Origin of the sequence: Microbacterium sp. PMB16 (assembly GCF_051294855.1) — a bacterium.
In the GTDB taxonomy this organism is placed as follows: domain Bacteria; phylum Actinomycetota; class Actinomycetes; order Actinomycetales; family Microbacteriaceae; genus Microbacterium.
The window spans coordinates 1,758,485-1,777,802 of record NZ_CP145908.1 but is presented as its reverse complement, the minus strand read 5'-3'; the positions used below and the strand labels follow the sequence as shown (position 1 = coordinate 1,777,802).

Below are 19,318 nucleotides of genomic sequence, written 5' to 3'. Positions count from 1 at the left end.
TCACGCTCCGATTCCGAGGAAGGCGAAGATGGGGCCGACCGAGACGATACCCATGTACCAGGTCAGCGCGGTCACCACCGTGCCGGCGATGAGCAGCCAGAGCGGGTACTTCGACGTGCCGAGCAGGTCGCGTCGGAACCACCCGATGTACATGAAGACGGTGAGCCCGATCGGGAGGATCAGTCCGTTGAACCCGCCGACGAACACGAGGATCGCCGCCGGCGCCGTGCCGATCGACAGGTACACGATGAGCGACACGACGATGAAGGCGACGGTCGCGAGCTGCAACGGCCATCCACCGGTGAACTTCTTCGCATACGTGGAGAGGAAGGTCGCCGAGGTGTACGCGGCGCCGATGACAGAGCTGATCGCCGCGGCCCAGAAGATCGCACCGAAGATGCGGAGACCGGCGTCGCCGAGCACGGCGCCGAAGGCCTGTCCGGCCGGGTTGGCGCCCTGACCGGAGAGGTCGAGCACGACCCCGGATGCCACGACGCCGAGGATCGCGAGGAACAGCACGTACCGCATGATGCCGGTGACGAGGATGCCGTTGGCTGCGGCGCGCATCACGGGCCCGGCCTGATCGGGGCCGACGTGACCGGAGTCGAGGTAGCGGTGCGCGCCGGAGTAGGTGATGTAGCCGCCCACCGTGCCGCCGACGATCGTCGTGATGGTGGCGAAGTTCAGCTCGTCCGGCACGAAGGTCTGTCGCAGCGCCTCACCGATCGGCGGCTGGGCGATGATCGCGACCACCACCGTCATGACGATCATCCCGACACCGAGCACGATCAGGACGACGTCCATCACGGGCCCGGCCTTCTTCACCAGGAAGATGACGATCGCGAGCGCGGCGGTCAGGATGCCGCCGATCTTCGCATCGATGCCGAGCAGCGCGTTCAGCCCCAGCCCGCCACCGGCGATGTTGCCGATGTTGAACGCGAGGCCGCCGATCACGACGAGCAGGGCGATCAGGTGACCCGAGAAGGGGATCGCACTGTTCGCCAGTTCGCCGGCGCGCTTGCCGGAGGAGGTGATCATGCGCCACACGTTCAGCTGCACGGCGATGTCGACGAGGATCGAGATGAGGATGGCGAAGGCGAAGGCCGCGCCCATCGTCGCGGTGAACGTCGCGGTCTGTGTGATGAACCCGGGACCGATCGCACTGGTCGCCATGAGGAAGATCGCACCGACGACGGCGCTGCGTCCTGCGCGCTTCTTCGCTCTCGAGAGTCGGAGCTGATCTTCGGGGGTGATCGCTGCGGGGGGCTGCTCGGACATGGTGGGTGATTCCCATCGTCGTTGGTGGGTGTCGATTGAGACCCAGTGTAGAACGGTTGTGCCTCGATTGTTCAACAACTTTGTTTCGGCTGTGCTACGAAAGGGTTGCTTCTGTGTGATTTCCGCACGGTGTCGGCGAACGATCTGCGGGCGCCGCCGCCTACGATGAAGGCATGAACCAGCAGGGGTTGCTCGCCGACGCGCTCCGTCAGCGCATCATCGACGGCGACTTCGCCCCGGGGTCCCGCCTGTCCGAGTCGAGCCTTGTCGAGCAGTTCGACGTGTCGCGCAACACGCTCCGTGAGGCCTTCCGTGCCCTCGCAGAGCAGGGCCTCGTCGAGCACGTCCCGCACCGCGGAGTCTCGGTGGCCTCGCCGACGATCGCCGACGTGATCGACATCTACCGCGCCCGCCGGGTGATCGAGTGCACGGCACTGCGCCAGGCCGAGCCCGAGCACCCCGCCGTACAGCTCATGCGCGATGCCCTCGCCGAGGCGGAGGAGGAGCTGCCGCATGAGGACTGGCGCCGCATCGGGAGTGCGAACATGGCCTTCCACGCCGCGATCGTCGCCCTCGCAGACAGCGCCAGACTCGCCCGCATCTACCGCGACGTGGCTGCGGAACTCCGCCTCGTCTTCCTCGAGATCGACCAGCCGCGATCGTTGCACGAGCCCTTCGTCCGCCGGAACCGTGCCGTGCTCGCAGCACTGCTCGAACAGGGCCCGGAGGCCGCAGCGGACGAGCTCGAGCGCTACCTCACCGCCTCGGAGCGCAGCGTGCTCGGCGCCTTCACCCGCATGGGGCACCGTTGACCCCTGACATCTCGCGAAGGTCTCTGTGACCTTCGGCCAGGTGTCAGCATCCTGGTTTCTGACCTGAGTCCAAGAAACGCGCAAAACGGGGCGAATCGCCTTGTCTCCGTCGAATCTCCGCCGTTACAGTGAGCGGGCTTCGGCACGGTCGGCGACGCAAGGAAGCCCGTCGATCAGCCCGGAGTCCGCTCGCTGACCGAGCGAGCGGAATCTCAGATCGAAAAGGACAACTGTTTTGCGACTCATGAGAAAAATCGCCCTCGCCGCCACCGCGGTATCGGCGCTCTGCCTCGGCACGGTCATCCCGGCCGCCGCATCCACCCCACTCCCCGACGACACCGACGTCCCGTCCTTCCAGGAGTTCGCCGCGTCGACCTACCGAGATGTCGACGGCGCCTTCGTCGTCAACGGAGACGAGGTGATCTCGAACAAGCGCGAGCTGCGGGCGTTCTACGAGCAGCTCCTCGAGCCGGAGTCGATGCCCAACGGCCTGGTGGTCAACACGGTCAACAACATCGACGACAAGTGGTCGGCCGCCCAGGTGGCCAACCTCAGCTACTGCGTCAGCACCAAGTTCGGCGCGCGTCATGCCGACGTCGTCAGCGCCATGGCCAGTGGTGCAGGACTCTGGGAGTCCGCCTCCTCGAAGATCGACTTCGTCTACAACAGCGCTGCGGACAGCAACTGCACGACGCGCAACAAGTCGGTCGTGTTCTCGGTCGAGCCGGTGCAGACCTCGCAGTACATCGCGCGCGCCTTCTTCCCGAGCACCCCTGACCGCCAGCAGAACGTCCTCATCGACGACTCCATCTGGTCGTCGGGATCGTGGACGCCGACGAACATCCTCGGGCACGAGCTCGGCCACGTCCTCGGCTTCCGGCACGAGCACACGCGCCCCGAATCGGGCACCTGCTTCGAGGACAACAACTGGCGCCCGCTCACGCCGTACGACTCGTCCTCCGTCATGCACTACCCGCAGTGCAACGGCACGTCCGATGACCTGTCGATGACGAGCGTCGACGTCCAGGGCGTCGTCAGCCTCTACGGGAACTGACCGGGCTCAGCAGCCCGTCTGCGCCTGCGGGGTCCGGTCGTTCGTCGACCGGGCCCCGTTCCGTGCGAGAGCGCCGTCTCATTCGGCTGCTGCGGCGCGGCCAGAGCGGCCGTCGCCCTGGGCCGAGGCTCACCGTCGGGGGCCGGAGCGGGTCCCGCGATGGGAGTCGTCGGCTCCGGCAGCCCATATCGACGACGCATCCAACACCGCGCGTCCTCGAGCGGGTACGTGTCGCCGAAGACCGCGAACTTCACGAAGATGCCCTCGAGAGTGCTGCGCAGCATGATCTCCTCGAGCGCCGGATCCGCGGCGCCCCTGGCTCGGAAGAGGTCGCGCATGGCATCCTCCGCCGCCTTCGCCCCCGCCTCATGACGCGCTTCCGACTCCGCGAAGAGCCGATGCGTGGCGGGTTGCTGCTGCATCGCGAGCACGGCACGCTGCAGCGGCAGCGCGTAGGCGGTCGCCATCAGCGCCCCGTCGATCACCGCGGCGAGCGCCTCGTCCGGCGTTCCGTCGACCTGCGCGAAGCCGAGCACGGTCTCGAACCACCGATCGATGACGGCGGCGACCAGCTGATCCTTGCCCCCGTAGTGATAGTTCACGAGCCCTTGAGCGACGCCGGCTCTCTGGGTGATCGCGGAGATGCTGGAACCCGCGACCCCGCGTTCGCTGAAGACCTCGATCGCCGCCTGCAGAAGGGCCTCTCGTGCGCGCTCACGCGCGAGGCTGTGACGTGCGTCGGAGCGTGCCACGCGGCATCCACCTCCTGAGTTGCACCGGCTGTCTTCCGAAATCGTCCCCCCGCCGTATAGATTACTCACTGAATAGTCGTTCAATCTATGGACGATGGTGGATCCAGCCCCTCCCCAGGAGTAGAAATGCACTCTGTCGCGCGCGTCGACTTCAACGACCTCGGCTCGATCGTCCAGTGGCTCATCGGCCAGTGGTGGGTCTGGGCCATCGTCGGCGTCGTCGTCCTCTTCTTCCTCATCGTCTGGATCCTTCCCGACGCCAAGGTGAAGCCTTCGGAGGAGTACTCCACGACCGACACCGAGGCGAACGAGATCGCGCTCGGCTTCCTGCAGATCACCAACCTGCCCTCCGGCCCGTGGAACGACCCGACGGCCTCCGGCCTCGGCGCGCGCGAGAAGTCGGTGCTCGTCGACCAGTGGGGTGTGCACTCGCGCCAGGACTGGCTCGACAACATCGAGCGCCTCACCACCGACCGCCGCCGCCGTGAGATGTGGACCCTGTACCTGGCCGTCCGCGTCGCCCTCGCCGAGCGCCTCGGCCGCGCGCCGAAGGCCAAGGAGTGGCTCGCCGCGATCGTGGAAGAGGGCGGGAACAAGCGCGATGCGCGTTCATTCGTCACCTCGATCGAGTACATCGAGTCCGAGGTGCGCAAGCGCGTCGGCAAGGACATCGTCACTCCCGGACTGTTCGTGCGGACCCTCGACGGCTACGCGATCGGTCAGGCCGTCGCCATGACCACCTGGGGCGTCGGGCTCGGCCACGGCGATGTCGCCGAGGCGCGCACCATCATCCACCGGATCAACGCCGACGCCCGCCCGGCCTTCGCCTCCTGGGCCGACTACGGCCTGAGCTACATCGCCGGCCGCGTCATGCACTGGAGCGACGGCAACGTCGACGAGAAGTCGTTCGAGAAGTTCGGCGACGGCTGGTCCGACTTCAAGGCCGCCGCGACCGAGAAGCGCAACGGCCCGTGGGCGACGCTGTCATGGAGCCGCTAGCAGTCGATCTGGAACCGCTGCGACGCAGCGCCGGATTCCGGGACATCCTCGCCTACGAGCGCATCTGCCGGATGCCGCCGCACAAGCGCTTCCTCGCGATCCTCATCGCCGTGCTGGTCTTCGCCGCGGCGATGCTGGTGGGACTGTGGTTCCTCGGTCGGAGCGACATCCTCGCGGTGGCACCGATCCTCGGGGTGTTCGTGGTCGGATACACCGTCCTGGCCGCGATCGGCTTCATCTGGTACGCCGTGGGCCTGAGTCGGCGCGTCAAGATCGCCGCATTCGCCTGGCAGAACGGGTGGGCCTACGCCGACTCGCTCGAGCACACGCGCCGACCCGGCGCCGCGTTCACCCGGGTGCTGCGCGGACAGGAACGTGCCCTCGTGGCCTGCGACGATGAGCGGATGCCGTTCGAGCTCGGCATGCACCATTCGGTGTCCCGCGGTGAGGAGCGGGCGACCGTGCAGCGTCCGTTCGCGTTCATCGAGCTGCCGCTGCCGTCGTCGGTGCCGCACATCGTGCTCGCCAACCGTCGGCGCAGCATCATCCCGACGCTCGGGCTCGGCCGAGGAGCCGCCAGGATGGACCTGGAGGGCGACTTCGCGAAGACGTTCCGCCTCATCGTGCCCGAGGGATACCAGCAGGATGCGCTGTACATCTTCACGCCCGACCTGATGGCGCGCGTGCTCGACCTCGGGGCCGGCGCGGAGATCGAGCTCGTCTCCGACCGCCTCTACGTCTACCTGCCGTCGAGCACCCGGTTCGACCGGGCGGAGACGATGGCCGCCGCACTCACTCTCGCCGAGGAGTTCCACCGCCGGTTCGCCGCCCGCACCGAGCTGTACCGCGATGACGACGCCGGTGACATTGCCGCGCGTGCCGGGGTCTCGGTCGGGCTGCGCGGTCAGCGACTGGGCGGCCGGGGCATCTCCGTGCTCGCCGTCGCCGGAACGGCCGGCGTCCTGCTCCTCTCGGCCGGAGTCACGGCCTTCTCACTGTTCGGCGGCGACATCCTGCGCACGCTGGGCGGCTGACCCCTAGACCCACGGTTGCGGACCTGGCCAGGAGGGGGCGCCAGGTCCGCAGCCGTGTTCACCTCTCCCGTGCCGCCCGCGAACTTCTGCGGCCATTCTGAGCGGATGCGGCCATTCTGAGCGGATACGGCCGCAGAAGTTCAGGGAGGCCGCAGAAGTTCAGCTCACTAGGCCGAGGCGCGTACCACGAGCTCGGTCGGCAGGATCGTCGTGTTCGCCGGATCCTCGCCGGCCAGCCTGGCCAGCAGCACGCCGGCCATCGCCTCGCCCTGCGCGTACATCGGCTGGCGCACCGTCGTGAGCTGCGGATCGGTCGAGACGGCGACCGAGGAGTCGTCGAAGCCGACCAGCGCCACATCTTCCGGCACGCGCAGCCCCGCCGAGCGGAGCGCCGTCAGCGCTCCCCGCGCCATGAGGTCGCTCGCGACGAAGACCGCATCCGGCGTTCCCCCGGAGAGGATGCGGCGCATGGCCTCGGCACCGCTGGGCTCGCTGTAGTCGCCGGCTTCCTCGGCGAAGGGCTGCAGGCCCGCATCCGCGAGCGCGTTCCGGAATCCCTGGACACGGTCGATCGACGACACCATGGTCGGTGTGCCGGAGACCGTCGCGATCCTCGTGCGGCCGATGTCGACCAGCCGGCGGGTGGCGTTCCTGGCGCCGGCGACGTTGTCGACGTCGACGACGTAGTCCGTCTCCCGTATGCGCACCGGACGACCGCCGTAGACGACGGGCACGGCATCCGCGATGCGGTCGATGAATGCGTCGCTGGTGTGGTGCGAGACGATCAGGGCCCCGTCGACGCCGCCGTTGCGCACGAAGCTCGTCATCTTGTCGCCGGGGTCGTCACTGGCGATGAGGAGGTTGAGCAGGTAGTCGGAGCCGCCGAGCTTGCCGGTGATGCCCGCGACGATCGCGGCGAAGAACGGGTCGCCGAAGAACCGGTTGGTGTCCTCGGGCACGATGAGTGCGATCGCGTGCGTCTGCCGTGAGGCCAGCGAGCGCGCGGCGCGATTGGGCACGTAGTTCAACTCGTCGATCGCCGCACGCACCGCGGCGAGCGCCTCCGGACTCACCGCCGTCGAACCGTTCACGACCCGCGACACCGTCGACCGGGAGACTCCGGCCGCGGACGCCACTTCTTCGATGGTCGCTCGGGGCGACATCATCGCGCGTTCTCTTCCATCGACCCATTCTGTCTGTTCGCCGGGGAGCTCCGCCGCCGATCCGCGTTCGAATCGCGTGAATGGTCGCTTTCACGCCCCTGGCGCGACCATTCAGGCGATTCGAACGAGCGAGGGTTCCGGCGCCAGGTCCCGCGCCGCGATGATACGGGCGTACTCGCGCCCGGAGTCCTTCAGGCTCCGCTCCTGGGTGTCGTAGTCGACGCGCACGATCCCGAAGCGCTTGTCGTACCCCCACGCCCACTCGTAGTTGTCGAACAGCGACCAGTAGAAGTAGCCGCGCACGTCGACGCCGGCGTCCGCGGCATCCAGAACTGCGCCGAGGTGCAGGCGCAGGAACTCGGTGCGCTCGACGTCGTGCACGCGGGTCTCGCCGTCCTCCACGACCGCGACATCGTCGTAGGCCGCGCCGTTCTCGGTCATGTACAGCACGGTGCCCGCGGGCTCGGCGTACTCGGTCCACACGCGCTGCAGCAGGCGGGTCAGCCCCTCCGGCTGCACCTCCCAGTTCTGCGCCGTGCGGGCGAGGCCGCGCTCGACCGAGTGGATGCCGTCGCTCGAGGGATACGGGCTGCGGGTCTTGCGATCGGTCGCAGGGCCGCTCGACGTCGGCGGCACCGCCGGTGCCGTGCCCGACACGAAGTCACCGTGGTAGTAGTTCACGCCCTGCGTGTCGATGTGCTGCGAGATCGTGGCGAGGTCGCCGTCGTGGATGGCGGACTCGAACCGCGCGACGGCATCCGCATCCACCGCACGGATGTCCTCGACGATGTCGGCGGGATACTCGCCGCGGTAGATCGGGTCGAGGAACCAGCGGTTGAACTGTCCGTCGACACGGCGGGCGGCGTCGACGTCGGCGGGGTTCTGGGGGTCGGCCGGGTCGGCGACCGTGTGGTTCAGCGTGATGCCGAGATCGAGCGAGGCATCGCGGCCGCGCAGCTCGCGCACCGTCGATCCGTGCGCGAGCAGCAGGTGGTGCGAGGCGAGCAGTCCCTCAGCCACGCTCGTGTGCCCCGGCGCGTGCTCGCCGCCCGTGTACGACAGGAACGACGAGCACCACGGCTCGTTCAGCGTGGTCCACACGTTCACCCGGTCGCCCAGCGCGTCGTGCATGGTGCCGGCGTACTCCAGGAAGCGGTCGACCGTGTCGCGGTTCGTCCAGCCCCCGGCATCCTGCAACGCCTGCGGCATGTCCCAGTGATACAGCGTCAGCCAGGGCAGGATGCCGGCGCCGAGCAGCTCGTCGACCAGGCGCTCGTAGAAGTCGACGCCTTTCGCGTTGACCGCGCCCCCGTCGGGCCGCACCCGCGACCAGGAGGTCGAGAAGCGGTAGGTCTGCAGTCCGAGGTCGCGCATCAGAGCGACATCGTCCGCGTAGCGGTGGTAGTGGTCGCACGCGACGTCGCCGTTGTCGCCTCCGATCACAGCGCCGGGCTCCCGCGAGAACGCGTCCCAGATGGAGGCGGTGCGTCCGTCTTCGAAGGCGGCCCCCTCGATCTGATACGCCGCGGTCGCCGCGCCGAAGAGGAAGTTCGAGGGGAAGGGGCGCGTCATAGAGGTCATCCTTTCACCGCGCCGGCCATGATGCCACTGACCAGCTGACGCCCGGCGACCACGAAGAGCACCAGCAGCGGCAGGGTGGCGAGCACAGCGCCGGCCAGCACGATCGAGTAGTCGATGTAGTAGCCGGACTGCAATTGACTGAGCGCCGTCTGCAGGGTCGGGTTCGAGGGGGAGAGCACGATCAGCGGCCACAGGTAGTCGGTCCACGCGGTCATGAACGTGAAGAGTCCGAGGATCGCCATGGCCGGGCGCGCAGCCGGGATCCCGACGGTGAGGAAGGTGCGGAACTGGTTGGCGCCGTCCATCCGCGCCGCCTCGATCAGCTCGTCGGGGATGACGTCGACCAGGTACTGGCGCATGAAGAACACCCCGAAGGCGGTGACCAGGGTCGGCACGATGACCGCGCCGATCGTGCCGGTCCAGCCGAGCTCGCGCATCACCATGAACAGCGGGATGATGCCGAGCTGCGTCGGGATCGCCATGGTCGCGATCACGAAGATCATCAGCCCGTCGCGTCCCCTGAAGCGCAGCTTCGCGAAGGCGTAGCCGGCGAGCGTCGAGAAGGTCACGACCGAGAGCGTGATGACGGCGGAGATGAGGAAGGAATTGCCCAGCGCCAGCCAGAACGGGATCGCGTCGAACACCTTCGCGGCGTTCGCGAGGAAGTTCCCTCCCGGGATGAGCGGCAGCGTCTCGCCGCGCGTGGCGTTGGTGCCGCTGGCGACGACGAGCGACCACCACAGCGGATACACGCTGCCGATGATGAAGGCAGCGAGCAGCCCGTAGGTGAGGAAGCCGGGGCGGCTGCCGATGCCCGCGGTACCGCTCGTCGCGCTGCGGCGGCGGCGGATCTTCTCCGGCACGCTGAGGGCCTGGGTGGCGGTCATCGCACGTCCTCCTTGCTTGTCGAGCGGATGCGGCGTCGCGCGGCGCGGTTGCGCCGGTCGTCTCCCGTGGAGATCCGGCGGGAGATCAGGAAGTTGATCAGACCGAACACCACGATGAGCAGGAACAGCAGGATCGCGACGGCGGACGCCTTGCCCAGGTCGAGGCGGAAGAACGCCAGCTCCCAGAGGAAGAGGACGGTCGTCTGGAACTGCCGGTCGCTGCCGCCGATGCCGCCGGCCGTGGAGACATCGAACAGCTTCGGCTCGGCGAAGATCTGCAGACCGCCGATCGTCGAGGTGATGATCACGAAGATCAGGGTCGGACGGATCGTCGGGATCGTGATCGAGAAGAAGCGCCGCGCGGACCCGGCACCGTCGATGGCGGCCGACTCGTACAGATCGCGCGGCACCGACTGCATGGCGGCGAGCAGGATCAGGGCGTTGTACCCGGTCCAACGGAAGTTCACCATCACCGCGATCGCGATGTGCGACAGCGCCGTGTCCTCCTTCCACTGCTGGTCGGCGATGCCGATCAGGTTCAGGAGGTTGTTGGCCAGACCGTCGGCCTCGTTGAAGATGCTGGAGAAGATGAGGGCGACGGCGACGGGCGTCACCACGAACGGGATGAGGACGCTCATCCGCCAGAACGTCGGCGTGCGCAGGCCCCGATCCAGCAGGTAGGCGATGAACAGCGCGACCGCGAGCTGCGGGATCGCGGAGAGCAGGAAGATGCTCAGCGTGTTGAAGATCGAGTTCCAGAACATGCCGTCGCCGAGGATGTCGACGAAGTTGCCCACGCCAACGAAGTCCCCCTGGCCCTTGAGCAGGTTCCAGTCGTGCACCGCGACCCAGATCGTGTAGAGCAGCGGGAAGAGTCCGACCAGCCCGAAGAGGAGGAAGAACGGGGAGATGTAGAAGTACGGGGACGCGTGCTGGTCGAACCGCGAGATGCGATGACGCCAGGGGCGCCGGGGCGCGGCATCCGTCTTCTCAGGAGGAGCGGATGCTGTCGTCCCGCGCTCCGCAGGTGGGGCGGTGAGAGTCATGAGAGTCCTTCGTCGAGCGTGCGATATCTCGGGCGTGCGAGCGCGGTTCCGGTCGCAGTTCCTGACGCGTGAGGGGCTTTGCCACGACAGGAACTGCGACCGGACGGTGAGGCGGGTCAGCCGACGAGGTCCTTGAGCAGGCCCAGCGCCTTGTCCCAGGCACCCTGGGTGTCGATCTCGCCGAGGTCCAGGCTCTTCAGCGCCGGACCGAAGACGTTCTCCTGGATGACGGAGTCGTCGGCGCCCTTGAACTGCGCGACGACGCCCTGGGCCCGCTCGGCGAGGATCGCGCCGGTCGGAGCATCGTTGAAGAACTCGTTCGGCGTCGCCTCGGCGGCGAGCGTCTCCTGCGCCTTCAGCGTCGAGGGGAAGTTGCCCGCCGCGGCGGACTGCTTCACCTGCTGCTCGGGCTGCGTCAGCCAGTCGGCGAGCGCAGCGGCTGCCTCCTGGTGCTGCGAGCTCTCCGGGATCGACAGGAACGCGCCGCCCCAGTTGGCCGCCCCTCCGGGGAACACGTCGGCGAAGTCCCAGCCGGTCGAGGCGTCGCCGCCGCCGGCCTCGACCGAGCCCTTGACGTTGCCCAGCATCCATCCGGGGCAGACGAACACCGCGAAGGTGCCGTCGACGAATGACTTCCCGCCGTTCCAGTCCCAGGCCTTCTGCGCGGCGGACTGGCCACCCTCGGTCGCCGCCCCCAGCAGCTCGAAGCGGTCCTGGAGCTCGGCGTTGCCCTCGACGTTCAGCTCGCCGTCGGCGGTGTAGTACCCCTCGTCGAGCTGGTTGACCATCGCGTTCCAGACGAAGCCGGAGTGGTCGTACCAGGCCTTGCCGGTCTTCTCCGTGTAGTCGGCGCCGACCTCGAAGAAGTTCTCCCAGTCGCCGTCGAGCAGTTCGGCGACACCCTCGCGGTCGCTGGGGAGTCCCGCAGCTTCGAGCGCCGGGCCGTTGAAGCAGATGCCGCTCGGGCCGATGTCGGTGCCGTAGCCGATCACACGGCCCTCGGCATCCGTTCCCTGCTTGTACTTCCAGTCGACCCAGTCGTCCTTGCGGTCTTCGATGCCGAAGTCGCGCAGGTCGACGAAGGTGTCGGAGACGTCCATGATCGCGCCGAGCCAGCCCTCTTCGATCGCGACGATGTCGCTGAGTCCGGAGCCGGCAGCGATCTTGGTGAACGCGTCGGTGCGGGCGTTGCCGCCGGTGTCGATGTTGTTCGCCTCGATCGTGACGTTCGGGTGCGCCTTCTCGTATTCCTCGTAGAGGTCTTCGTAGCCGAAGGTGCCGAACGTGGTGACGGTCAGCGTGACATCCTCGTCGGCGTTGCCCTGCGGGGCGTCGCCGGTGCTGCCGGAGCATCCGGCCAGGGCGAGGGCGGAGACGGATGCTACGGCGACAGTCGCCAGGATCCGGGTGCGGGCACGTGTGTTCACAGGTTCACTCCTTTGTGTGGTGGTCGTGCGGTGTTGGTGCGCGGGTGCCGTGGGAGCGCTCCCACGACTGATCGGCAACTCTATGGGAGCGCTCCCACGGATGTCAAGCACGCCCTGTCACGGCCGGAGGGTGTGCACAGCTCAGCAAGAATTCGACGCCGCGCCCCGACACGCCGGTCCCGCGGGCCGATCGGCCGCATTCTTGCTGAGTTGTGCACGCGAGGTAGCCTTGCCCGGTGCCCGAAGCCGCTCTCTCCCCCGCTCTCACCCGCGCCGCGTCCCTGATCCGCAGCATCCCGGACTACCCGGAGCCCGGCATCGTCTTCCGCGACATCACCCCGCTGCTCGCCGACGCCGAAGCCCTCCGCGTCACGACCGAGGCCATCCTCGAGCCCTTCGCCGGGCAGTTCGATGTCGTCGCCGGCATCGAGGCCCGCGGATTCATCCTCGCGGGCGCGGCTGCCATCGCCGCGGACGTCGGCCTCATCCCGATCCGCAAGGCCGGCAAGCTGCCTCGACCCGCGGCATCCGTCGACTACGCCCTCGAGTACGGCACCGCGACGGTCGAGATGCACGACGACCTGCCGGCCGGATCGCGCGTGCTGCTCATCGACGACGTCCTCGCTACCGGCGGCACGCTCGCGGCCGGACGGGAGCTCGTCGAACGTCTCGGCAGCCACGTCATCGGCATCTCCGTGCTGTTCGAGATCGACGGCCTCGGCGGGCGCGCAGCCATCGGCGACCTGCACACGGTCTTCCACTCCGACCCCGAGGAGACCCCCGCGTAAGGCGTCGTGCAGGGGCCGGTAGACTGGACCCGCCCGCCATCCCGCGACTTCCGGAGCCGTTCATGCCCACCATCGTCGTCGACGTCATGCCCAAGTCCGAACTGCTCGACCCGCAGGGGAAGGCCGTCTCCGGAGCGTTCACCCGCCTGGGCGTCGAGGGCTTCACCGACGTCCGCATCGGCAAGCGCTTCGAGCTCACCGTCGAAGGCGAGGTCACCGACGAACTGCTCGCCGAGGCCAAGCGGCTCGCCGACGAGGTGCTCTCCAACTCCGTGATCGAAGACGTCGTGGGTGTCGAGGTCGTCGAATGACCGTGCGCATCGGCGTCGTCACGTTCCCCGGTTCGCTCGACGACCGGGATGCACAGCGCGCCGTCCGCCTCGCGGGCGCCGAGCCGGTCGCCCTCTGGCACGGTTCGCACGACCTCGAGGGCGTCGACGCTCTCGTGCTCCCCGGCGGCTTCAGCTACGGCGACTACCTGCGCGCGGGCGCCATCGCGGCCCTGTCGCCGATCATGTCCGAGGTGAAGGATGCCGCAGCCAAGGGCCTGCCGATCCTCGGGATCTGCAACGGCTTCCAGATGCTGGTCGAGGCGCACCTGCTCCCCGGCGGCCTGATCCGCAACGACCACCAGCACTTCGTACGTCGCGACCAGAAGCTCACGGTCGAGAACTCCGACACCGCCTGGACCAACGCGTTCCGCACCGGCCAGGAGATCGTCATCCCGCTCAAGAACGGCGACGGCGGATACATCGCCGACGACTCGACACTCGATCGCCTCGAGGGCGAGGGCCTGGTCGCGTTCCGTTACGCGGGCGTCAACCCGAACGGCTCACTGCGCGACATCGCCGGCCTCACGAACGCGGCGGGCAACGTCGTCGGGCTCATGCCGCACCCCGAGCATTCGGTCGAGCCCGGCTTCGGCCCCGACACCGCCGTCGCGATGCGCAGCGGGATCGACGGCCTGGGCTTCTTCGCGAGCGCCGTCGCCGCGGTCGCCCGCTTCGCGGCGTAGCTCGCCTCAATCCCCGGGCAGCCCGAACGGGTTGTCTCCCGCTGCGGCGAGCAGGTACCAGGCGGTCGCGCCCGTGTGCAGGCTCGCGTAGTAGAGGTCGCCGAAGCCGGAGTCGAGGCCGTCGGTCGACGTCGCCACGATCCCCTTGCCGTCTCCGTTGGGGGCGTCGCGCTGCACCAGACGGATGCTGCTCAGCAGCGTCTCCGCGCGGGCTGCATCCCCTTGCCCATCGCGCAGCCGGAGCCCGAGCGCGAGGTTCCCCGCACCCTCGAACCACACCTTCGAGACGTCGGTGTCGCTGATCGACGGTCCGGTGTACGGGCCATCGTTCGCGATCAGGTTGGCGAGCGTCCAGTCCAGCGCCGCACCGTAGCGCGGGTCGCCAGTGCCCAGGTAGCTCCACGTCTGCGCATCCAGGGGCACGGGACGGGTGTTGATCGTCGATCCGTCGAGGCCCGTGCCGGTGTCGACGTGACCGTCCGCACTCTGCATCGCGGCGACGAAACCGGCAGCGACAGCTGCCCGATCCGCCCACGCGGTATCGCCGGTGAGCTGTGCCAGCTGCGTGAAGAACCCGGAGATGTCGGTGTTGTGCTCGGTCGACTTCCACGTCAGTGACGTGCCGTCGTCCAGCTGGCCGCCGGTGTATCCGTAGGGGGCGCGGACCATGTCGGCGGTGTTCGTCTGGATCCAGTCGGCGATCCGCAGCGCGCCGTCGAGATAGCGGGAATCGCCCGTCGCGTGGAAGAGCCGCGCGAGGGCCATCCCGACCCACGCCTGGTTTCCGGTGAACGTGCCGGGGCCGGTGATCTCCACCCGCCCCTGACGGATGCCGTGCGGCTCGCACGACGTGCGCACGCGGCCGTCGCCGATCGGATCCTCCGCCTGCACGAAGAGCAGGGTGTCGCCGACCGCCTGCGCCCGGCGGAGGTCGTCGGGGAGTCCGCGGGCGGTGTACGCGATCACCACCAGCGCGTCGTCGTAGACGAACGACGGCGTGAAGTCCCAGCTCGGGGTGGTGAAGAACCCGCCCTGGTAGCTGCGCGGCAGGCAGTGGCCGGCGCCGTCGCAGAACTCGTCGACGCGCGCGTCGAGGAATTCATAGGCCAGAGCGACGGACTGCTCCGGATCGAGGGTGTTCACGGTCGGCGTGGGATCATCGGCCGCCATGACAGCCGCTGACACGGCAGGCACCGCCCCCGCGAACACGGTCGCGGCGACGAGCGCGGCGATGATCGCCCAGGGCGCCGAGCGGCGCGAAGAACGGGACATGGGACCCCTCGGTCGGAAGCGGGCGCGTCGCACGACCAGGAAGTCGTGAGAAAAGCCTCGCCCCTCGGGGCCATCCGGGGAAGCGGCGAAAGTCTAGTGTTCACTCTCCGCACGTCGAAAACTACGCGAGTGCCGGCGGCCACACCCCGATGATCAAGGCCATCACCAGCACCGTCACGAGCTCGTGCGCGATGTTCAGGGTGGTCAGTCTGGTCGATCGCCCCTCGAAGGCATCGTGCGTGATGAACCGCGCGGCCGTGAACCCCGCCCACAGCGTCACGGCGGTCACGACCGTTCCCCACAGGAACGCCCCGCCGTAGAAGTGCCAGGAGATGGCGGATGCTCCGGCGAGCACCCACGCGGTGATGAAGCTCACGATGACCGTGGTGATGATCGGCCACATCGCCGTCGCGGCCGGCCGATCCATGTCGACGTTCGCGAGTCTGGACCAGCGCGTGCCGAACACTTTCGGCGCGTACCAGACCGACCCGACGAGCATGCTCGACGCGGTCGCGATCAGGACCGCCCAGTAGTTGATCTCGGGAACCATCTTTGCCTCCTCGAATCGGATGCCGCCAGGCTACTCCTGGCCTCCCTTCGTGTGTCGGCATGGCGTGCAAGGACTTCGCCGAGATTCGGACGGGCCACGACGCCGAACCGATTCGATTCCGCCGCTGGCACGGATGTAAGCGTTTGCACTAGTCTCGTTCCATGGCACAGCTTGAGCAGATCGCAGCCCCCGGTTCCGAGTGGTGGCGCAGCGCGGTCATCTACCAGATCTACCCCCGTTCCTTCGCCGACGCCTCGGGCGACGGCATCGGCGACCTTCCGGGCATCACGGCCCGCCTCGACTCGCTGCAGGACCTCGGCGTCGACGCGATCTGGCTGAGCCCGTTCATGACGAGCCCGCAGCGCGACGCCGGCTACGACGTCGCCGACTACCGCGACGTCGACCCGCTCTTCGGCACCCTCGCCGACTTCGACGAGATGCTCGCCGAGGCCCATGCCCGCGGCATCCGCGTGGTCGTCGATCTGGTCCCGAACCACTCCTCCGCGCAGCACGCCTGGTTCCAGGCCGCGCTCAAGGCGGCCCCGGGCAGCCCCGAGCGGGCGCGCTACATCTTCCGTGACGGCAAGGGGAAGAACGGCGAGCTCCCGCCGAACAACTGGGAGTCCGTGTTCGGCGGCGGCATGTGGGAGCGCATCGTCGAAGCCGACGGCACCCCCGGCCAGTGGTACCTGCATATCTTCGACCCCACGCAGCCCGACTTCGACTGGAACAACGAGGAGGTGCGCGAGGAGTTCCGCTCCATCCTGCGCTTCTGGCTCGACCGCGGCGTCGACGGCTTCCGCGTCGATGTCGCCCACGGCATGATCAAGGCCGACGGCCTGCCCGACTACACGCCCCCGGCCGACGCCGACTCCATGGGCGGCGGCGAGGCGAACGTACCGTACTGGGGCCAGGACGGCGTGCACGACATCTACCGCGACTGGCACAAGGTGCTCGCCGAGTATGACGGCGACCGCGCACTGTGCGGCGAGGCCTGGATGCCGACGCTGAAGCAGACCGCGCTCTGGGTGCGCCCGGACGAGATGCACCAGACCTTCAACTTCCCGTACCTGATGACGCCATGGGACGCGAAGGAACTCGCCGACGTCATCCGCGAATCGCTCGAAGCGTTCGGCTCGGTCGGCGCTCCCAGCACCTGGGTGCTCTCGAACCACGACGTGGTGCGGCACGCCAGCCGCCTCGCGCTCACGGCCGAGAACCCGCAGGGCGAGGGCATCGGGCCGAACACCCCGCACAAGCCCGACACCGCGATCGGCCTGGCCCGCGCCCGCGCGGCCACCACGCTGATGCTCGCACTCCCGGGCTCGGCGTACCTGTACCAGGGCGAGGAGCTGGGTCTGCCGGAGGCGATGGAGATCCCCGATGCGTTCCGTCAGGACCCGACCTGGTTCCGCACGAACGGCGAGCGCTACGGACGCGACGGGTGCCGGGTGCCGCTGCCCTGGACGGCGGAGGGAACCGCCTTCGGATTCAACGACACCGGTGCGTCGTGGCTGCCGCAGCCGGCCGACTGGGCGGCCTACGCCCGTGACGTCGAAGAGGCCGACCCGACCTCGACCCTGTCGCTCTACAAGGAGCTGCTGTCCGCCCGCCGCGAGCACGGCTTCGGCAGCGGCTCGCTGGTCTGGGAAGACGCAGGGGCGGATGCCGTGGCGTTCCGTCGCGGTGACGTGCACGTGGTCGCGAACCTCGGCACCGCGCCGCTCGAACTGCCCGCTGGCGCGACCGTCGTGCTGTCGAGCCAGCCGTTCGACGGAACGGCGCTGCCCGTCGACACCGCCGCCTGGTACACCACGGCCTGATCACCACGCGCTCCGGTCGCGATTTCTCACCGAAAAGCACCCGCCGAGGGTGAGAGATCGCGACCGGAACGTCGTCTGACGGAGGATCACATGGCGAGCATCGATGAGGTCGCCCGGCTCGCCGGGGTCTCGACGGCCACCGTCTCACGCGCCCTGAGCGGCCGGGGCCATGTGTCGGAGTCGGCGCGAGCCCGCGTGAACGCCGCGGCGCAGTCACTGGGCTACGTGGTCTCCTCCCGCGCCTCGAGCCTCGCCTCGGGTCGCACGCGCAACATCGGCGTCGTGGTGCCGTTCCTCGACCGGTGGTTCTTCAGCACCGTGCTCTCCGGAGTGTCGGCCGCGCTGATGCGCGAGGGCTACGACATCACGCTCTACAACATCACTGCCGACAAGGACGTGCGCCGGCACGTGTTCGACACCTTCCTGCGACGGCAGCGGGTGGACGCAGTGATCGCCGTCTCGATCGAGCTCGACGAGGAGGAGACCCAGTACCTCCTCGACCTCGGCCTGCCGGTGATCGCGATCGGCGGCCCCAACCCGAAGCTCGACACCCTGACCGTCGATGACGTCGCGGTCGCGCAGCTCGCCACCGAGCACCTGATCAGCCTCGGACACAGCGACATCGCGCACATCGGGGCCAACCCCGAGTTCGACCTCGACTTCCACATCCCGACCAATCGACGCCTCGGCTTCGAACGGGCGCTGGCCAAGGCCGGCATCCCCCTCACCCCTGCCTTCCTCGAGCCGGCGGACTTCACGGTCGAAGGCGGTTACCGGGCCGCCAAACAGCTGCTCGGACGGCCGGGCCCCCGCCCGACCGCCGTGTTCGCAGCATCCGATGAGATGGCGATCGGCGCCCTCCTCGCTGCGCGCGACCTGGGCTTCCGGGTGCCCGAGGATCTGTCGATCGTCGGCATCGACGGCCACGAGCTCGGCGAGTTCTTCCGCCTCACGACCGTCGACCAGTTCCCGCTCGGACAGGGAGAGCGGGCGGCGGATGCCGTGCTCGCGAAGCTCGCCGAACCGGATGCTGTGCGCATCCCCACCGCGCTGCCCTACGAGCTGAACGTGCGCGGGACGACCGCTCGCCTCGTCTGACCTACCCTGTCGACCCGCCCGCTTTTGTGCGACCCGGCCCGTTGCGGACAGTCCGCAACGGGCCGGGTCGCACAAAGAGGGGCGGGTCGACAGGGAAGGCAGGGAGTCAGGAAGCGACGATGAGCCCCGACGTCGCCGTGCGTGCGGCCGCGAACCGACGCTGCACGTCGGGCCAGTTCACGAGGTTCCAGAACGCCTTCACGTAGTCGGCGCGCACGTTGAGGTAGTCGAGGTAGTAGGCGTGCTCCCAGACGTCGAGCTGCAGCAGCGGCGTCACGCCGAGCGGGGCGTTGCCCTGCTGGTCGAACAGCTGGAAGATCACCGGGCGGGCGCCGACGCTGTCCCAGGCGAGCACGGCCCAGCCGGAACCCTGCACACCGAGCGCAGTGGCCGTGAAGTGCGCACGGAAGGCGTCGATCGACCCGAAGGCGTCGACGAGCGCGGCCTCGAGCTCACCCTCGGGGGAGCCACCGCCCTCGGGCGAGAGGTTCTGCCAGAAGACCGAGTGGTTGATGTGGCCGCCGAGGTTGAACGCGAGGTCCTTCTCGAGCTTGTTGACGTTCGCGAGGTCTCCGGCATCCCGCGCGGTGGCGAGTTGCTCGAGCGCCGTGTTCGCGCCGGTGACGTAGGCCTGGTGGTGCTTGGAGTGGTGCAGCTCCATGATCTTGCCGGAGATGTGCGGCGCGAGTGCCGAGTAGTCGTAGGGCAGCTCGGGAAGCGTGTAAGCGGTGGACATGGT

19 protein-coding genes are annotated in these 19,318 nt (G+C 68.4%); 9 read left to right on the top strand and 10 right to left on the bottom strand.

Annotation, left to right across the window (positions count from 1 at the left end; translation table 11 throughout):
* Window positions 1-1,278, bottom strand: coding sequence for an NRAMP family divalent metal transporter (locus V5D55_RS08545; RefSeq protein ID WP_435748974.1), 1,278 nt, complete (start codon window positions 1,276-1,278; stop codon window positions 1-3).
* A gap of 173 nt (window positions 1,279-1,451) precedes the next feature.
* On the opposite strand from V5D55_RS08545, the gene V5D55_RS08540 reads away from it, so the two are divergent.
* A complete protein-coding gene (locus V5D55_RS08540) occupies window positions 1,452-2,090 on the top strand; it encodes a GntR family transcriptional regulator (RefSeq protein WP_435748973.1) in 639 nt (212 codons plus the stop codon).
* Window positions 2,091-2,334: 244 nt separating this feature from the next.
* Window positions 2,335-3,144 carry a M57 family metalloprotease gene (locus V5D55_RS08535; protein ID WP_435748972.1) on the top strand — a complete coding sequence of 270 codons (810 nt, stop codon included), beginning with the start codon at window positions 2,335-2,337 and terminating at the stop codon, window positions 3,142-3,144.
* On the opposite strand, the gene V5D55_RS08530 is transcribed toward V5D55_RS08535, so the two are convergent.
* A complete protein-coding gene (locus V5D55_RS08530) occupies window positions 3,132-3,896 on the bottom strand; it encodes a TetR/AcrR family transcriptional regulator (RefSeq protein WP_435748971.1) in 765 nt (254 codons plus the stop codon). The genes V5D55_RS08535 and V5D55_RS08530 overlap by 13 nt on opposite strands.
* A gap of 126 nt (window positions 3,897-4,022) precedes the next feature.
* On the opposite strand from V5D55_RS08530, the gene V5D55_RS08525 reads away from it, so the two are divergent.
* Both V5D55_RS08525 and V5D55_RS08520 read left to right on the top strand, forming a co-directional pair.
* Window positions 4,023-4,895: a DUF1266 domain-containing protein gene (locus V5D55_RS08525; protein ID WP_435748970.1), complete on the top strand. Its 873-nt coding sequence runs from the start codon at window positions 4,023-4,025 to the stop codon at window positions 4,893-4,895.
* The gene (locus V5D55_RS08520; RefSeq protein ID WP_435748969.1) at window positions 4,883-5,929 is read left to right on the top strand and encodes a hypothetical protein; all 1,047 of its coding nucleotides are present in this window, start codon (window positions 4,883-4,885) and stop codon (window positions 5,927-5,929) included. The genes V5D55_RS08525 and V5D55_RS08520 overlap by 13 nt, the downstream gene beginning before the upstream one ends.
* Window positions 5,930-6,096: 167 nt before the next feature.
* Here the strand turns inward: V5D55_RS08520 and V5D55_RS08515 are convergent, their stop codons facing one another.
* From V5D55_RS08515 to V5D55_RS08495, 5 genes are all read right to left on the bottom strand, one after another.
* A complete protein-coding gene (locus V5D55_RS08515) occupies window positions 6,097-7,095 on the bottom strand; it encodes a LacI family DNA-binding transcriptional regulator (protein WP_435748968.1) in 999 nt (332 codons plus the stop codon).
* Window positions 7,096-7,203: 108 nt separating this feature from the next.
* The gene (locus V5D55_RS08510; protein ID WP_435748967.1) at window positions 7,204-8,664 is read right to left on the bottom strand and encodes a GH1 family beta-glucosidase; all 1,461 of its coding nucleotides are present in this window, start codon (window positions 8,662-8,664) and stop codon (window positions 7,204-7,206) included.
* 5 nt (window positions 8,665-8,669) lie between these two features.
* Window positions 8,670-9,560: a carbohydrate ABC transporter permease gene (locus V5D55_RS08505; protein ID WP_435748966.1), complete on the bottom strand. Its 891-nt coding sequence runs from the start codon at window positions 9,558-9,560 to the stop codon at window positions 8,670-8,672.
* Window positions 9,557-10,606, bottom strand: coding sequence for a carbohydrate ABC transporter permease (locus tag V5D55_RS08500; RefSeq protein ID WP_435748965.1), 1,050 nt, complete (start codon window positions 10,604-10,606; stop codon window positions 9,557-9,559). Before V5D55_RS08500 ends, V5D55_RS08505 begins: the two co-directional genes overlap by 4 nt.
* Window positions 10,607-10,722: 116 nt before the next feature.
* Complete coding sequence (locus V5D55_RS08495; protein WP_435748964.1) at window positions 10,723-12,033, bottom strand: ABC transporter substrate-binding protein; 1,311 nt, start codon at window positions 12,031-12,033, stop codon at window positions 10,723-10,725.
* Window positions 12,034-12,269: 236 nt separating this feature from the next.
* Here V5D55_RS08495 and V5D55_RS08490 point away from each other — a divergent pair, with 236 nt between their 5' ends.
* The 3 genes from V5D55_RS08490 to purQ all read left to right on the top strand — a co-directional run bounded on the left by V5D55_RS08490 (window position 12,270) and on the right by purQ (window position 13,836).
* Entirely contained in the window at window positions 12,270-12,821 is a 552-nt protein-coding gene (locus V5D55_RS08490; protein ID WP_435748963.1) for an adenine phosphoribosyltransferase, read from the top strand.
* Window positions 12,822-12,883: 62 nt separating this feature from the next.
* On the top strand, window positions 12,884-13,132 hold the full coding sequence (gene purS, locus V5D55_RS08485) for a phosphoribosylformylglycinamidine synthase subunit PurS (protein ID WP_435748962.1): 249 nt from the start codon (window positions 12,884-12,886) through the stop codon (window positions 13,130-13,132).
* The gene (purQ, locus tag V5D55_RS08480; RefSeq protein ID WP_435748961.1) at window positions 13,129-13,836 is read left to right on the top strand and encodes a phosphoribosylformylglycinamidine synthase subunit PurQ; all 708 of its coding nucleotides are present in this window, start codon (window positions 13,129-13,131) and stop codon (window positions 13,834-13,836) included. The genes purS and purQ overlap by 4 nt, the downstream gene beginning before the upstream one ends.
* Window positions 13,837-13,842: 6 nt before the next feature.
* Here the strand turns inward: purQ and V5D55_RS08475 are convergent, their stop codons facing one another.
* Window positions 13,843-15,108, bottom strand: coding sequence for a hypothetical protein (locus tag V5D55_RS08475; protein ID WP_435748960.1), 1,266 nt, complete (start codon window positions 15,106-15,108; stop codon window positions 13,843-13,845).
* A gap of 121 nt (window positions 15,109-15,229) precedes the next feature.
* On the bottom strand, window positions 15,230-15,658 hold the full coding sequence (locus V5D55_RS08470; RefSeq protein ID WP_435748959.1) for a DUF1761 domain-containing protein: 429 nt from the start codon (window positions 15,656-15,658) through the stop codon (window positions 15,230-15,232).
* Window positions 15,659-15,819: 161 nt separating this feature from the next.
* Between V5D55_RS08470 and V5D55_RS08465 the strand changes: the two genes are divergently transcribed.
* The gene (locus V5D55_RS08465) at window positions 15,820-17,481 is read left to right on the top strand and encodes a glycoside hydrolase family 13 protein (protein ID WP_435748958.1); all 1,662 of its coding nucleotides are present in this window, start codon (window positions 15,820-15,822) and stop codon (window positions 17,479-17,481) included.
* A gap of 90 nt (window positions 17,482-17,571) precedes the next feature.
* Entirely contained in the window at window positions 17,572-18,579 is a 1,008-nt protein-coding gene (locus V5D55_RS08460; RefSeq protein WP_435748957.1) for a LacI family DNA-binding transcriptional regulator, read from the top strand.
* A gap of 106 nt (window positions 18,580-18,685) precedes the next feature.
* Here the strand turns inward: V5D55_RS08460 and V5D55_RS08455 are convergent, their stop codons facing one another.
* Window positions 18,686-19,315, bottom strand: a complete 630-nt coding sequence (locus V5D55_RS08455; RefSeq protein ID WP_435748956.1) for a superoxide dismutase — start codon at window positions 19,313-19,315, stop codon at window positions 18,686-18,688.
* Window positions 19,316-19,318: the final 3 nt, after the last annotated feature.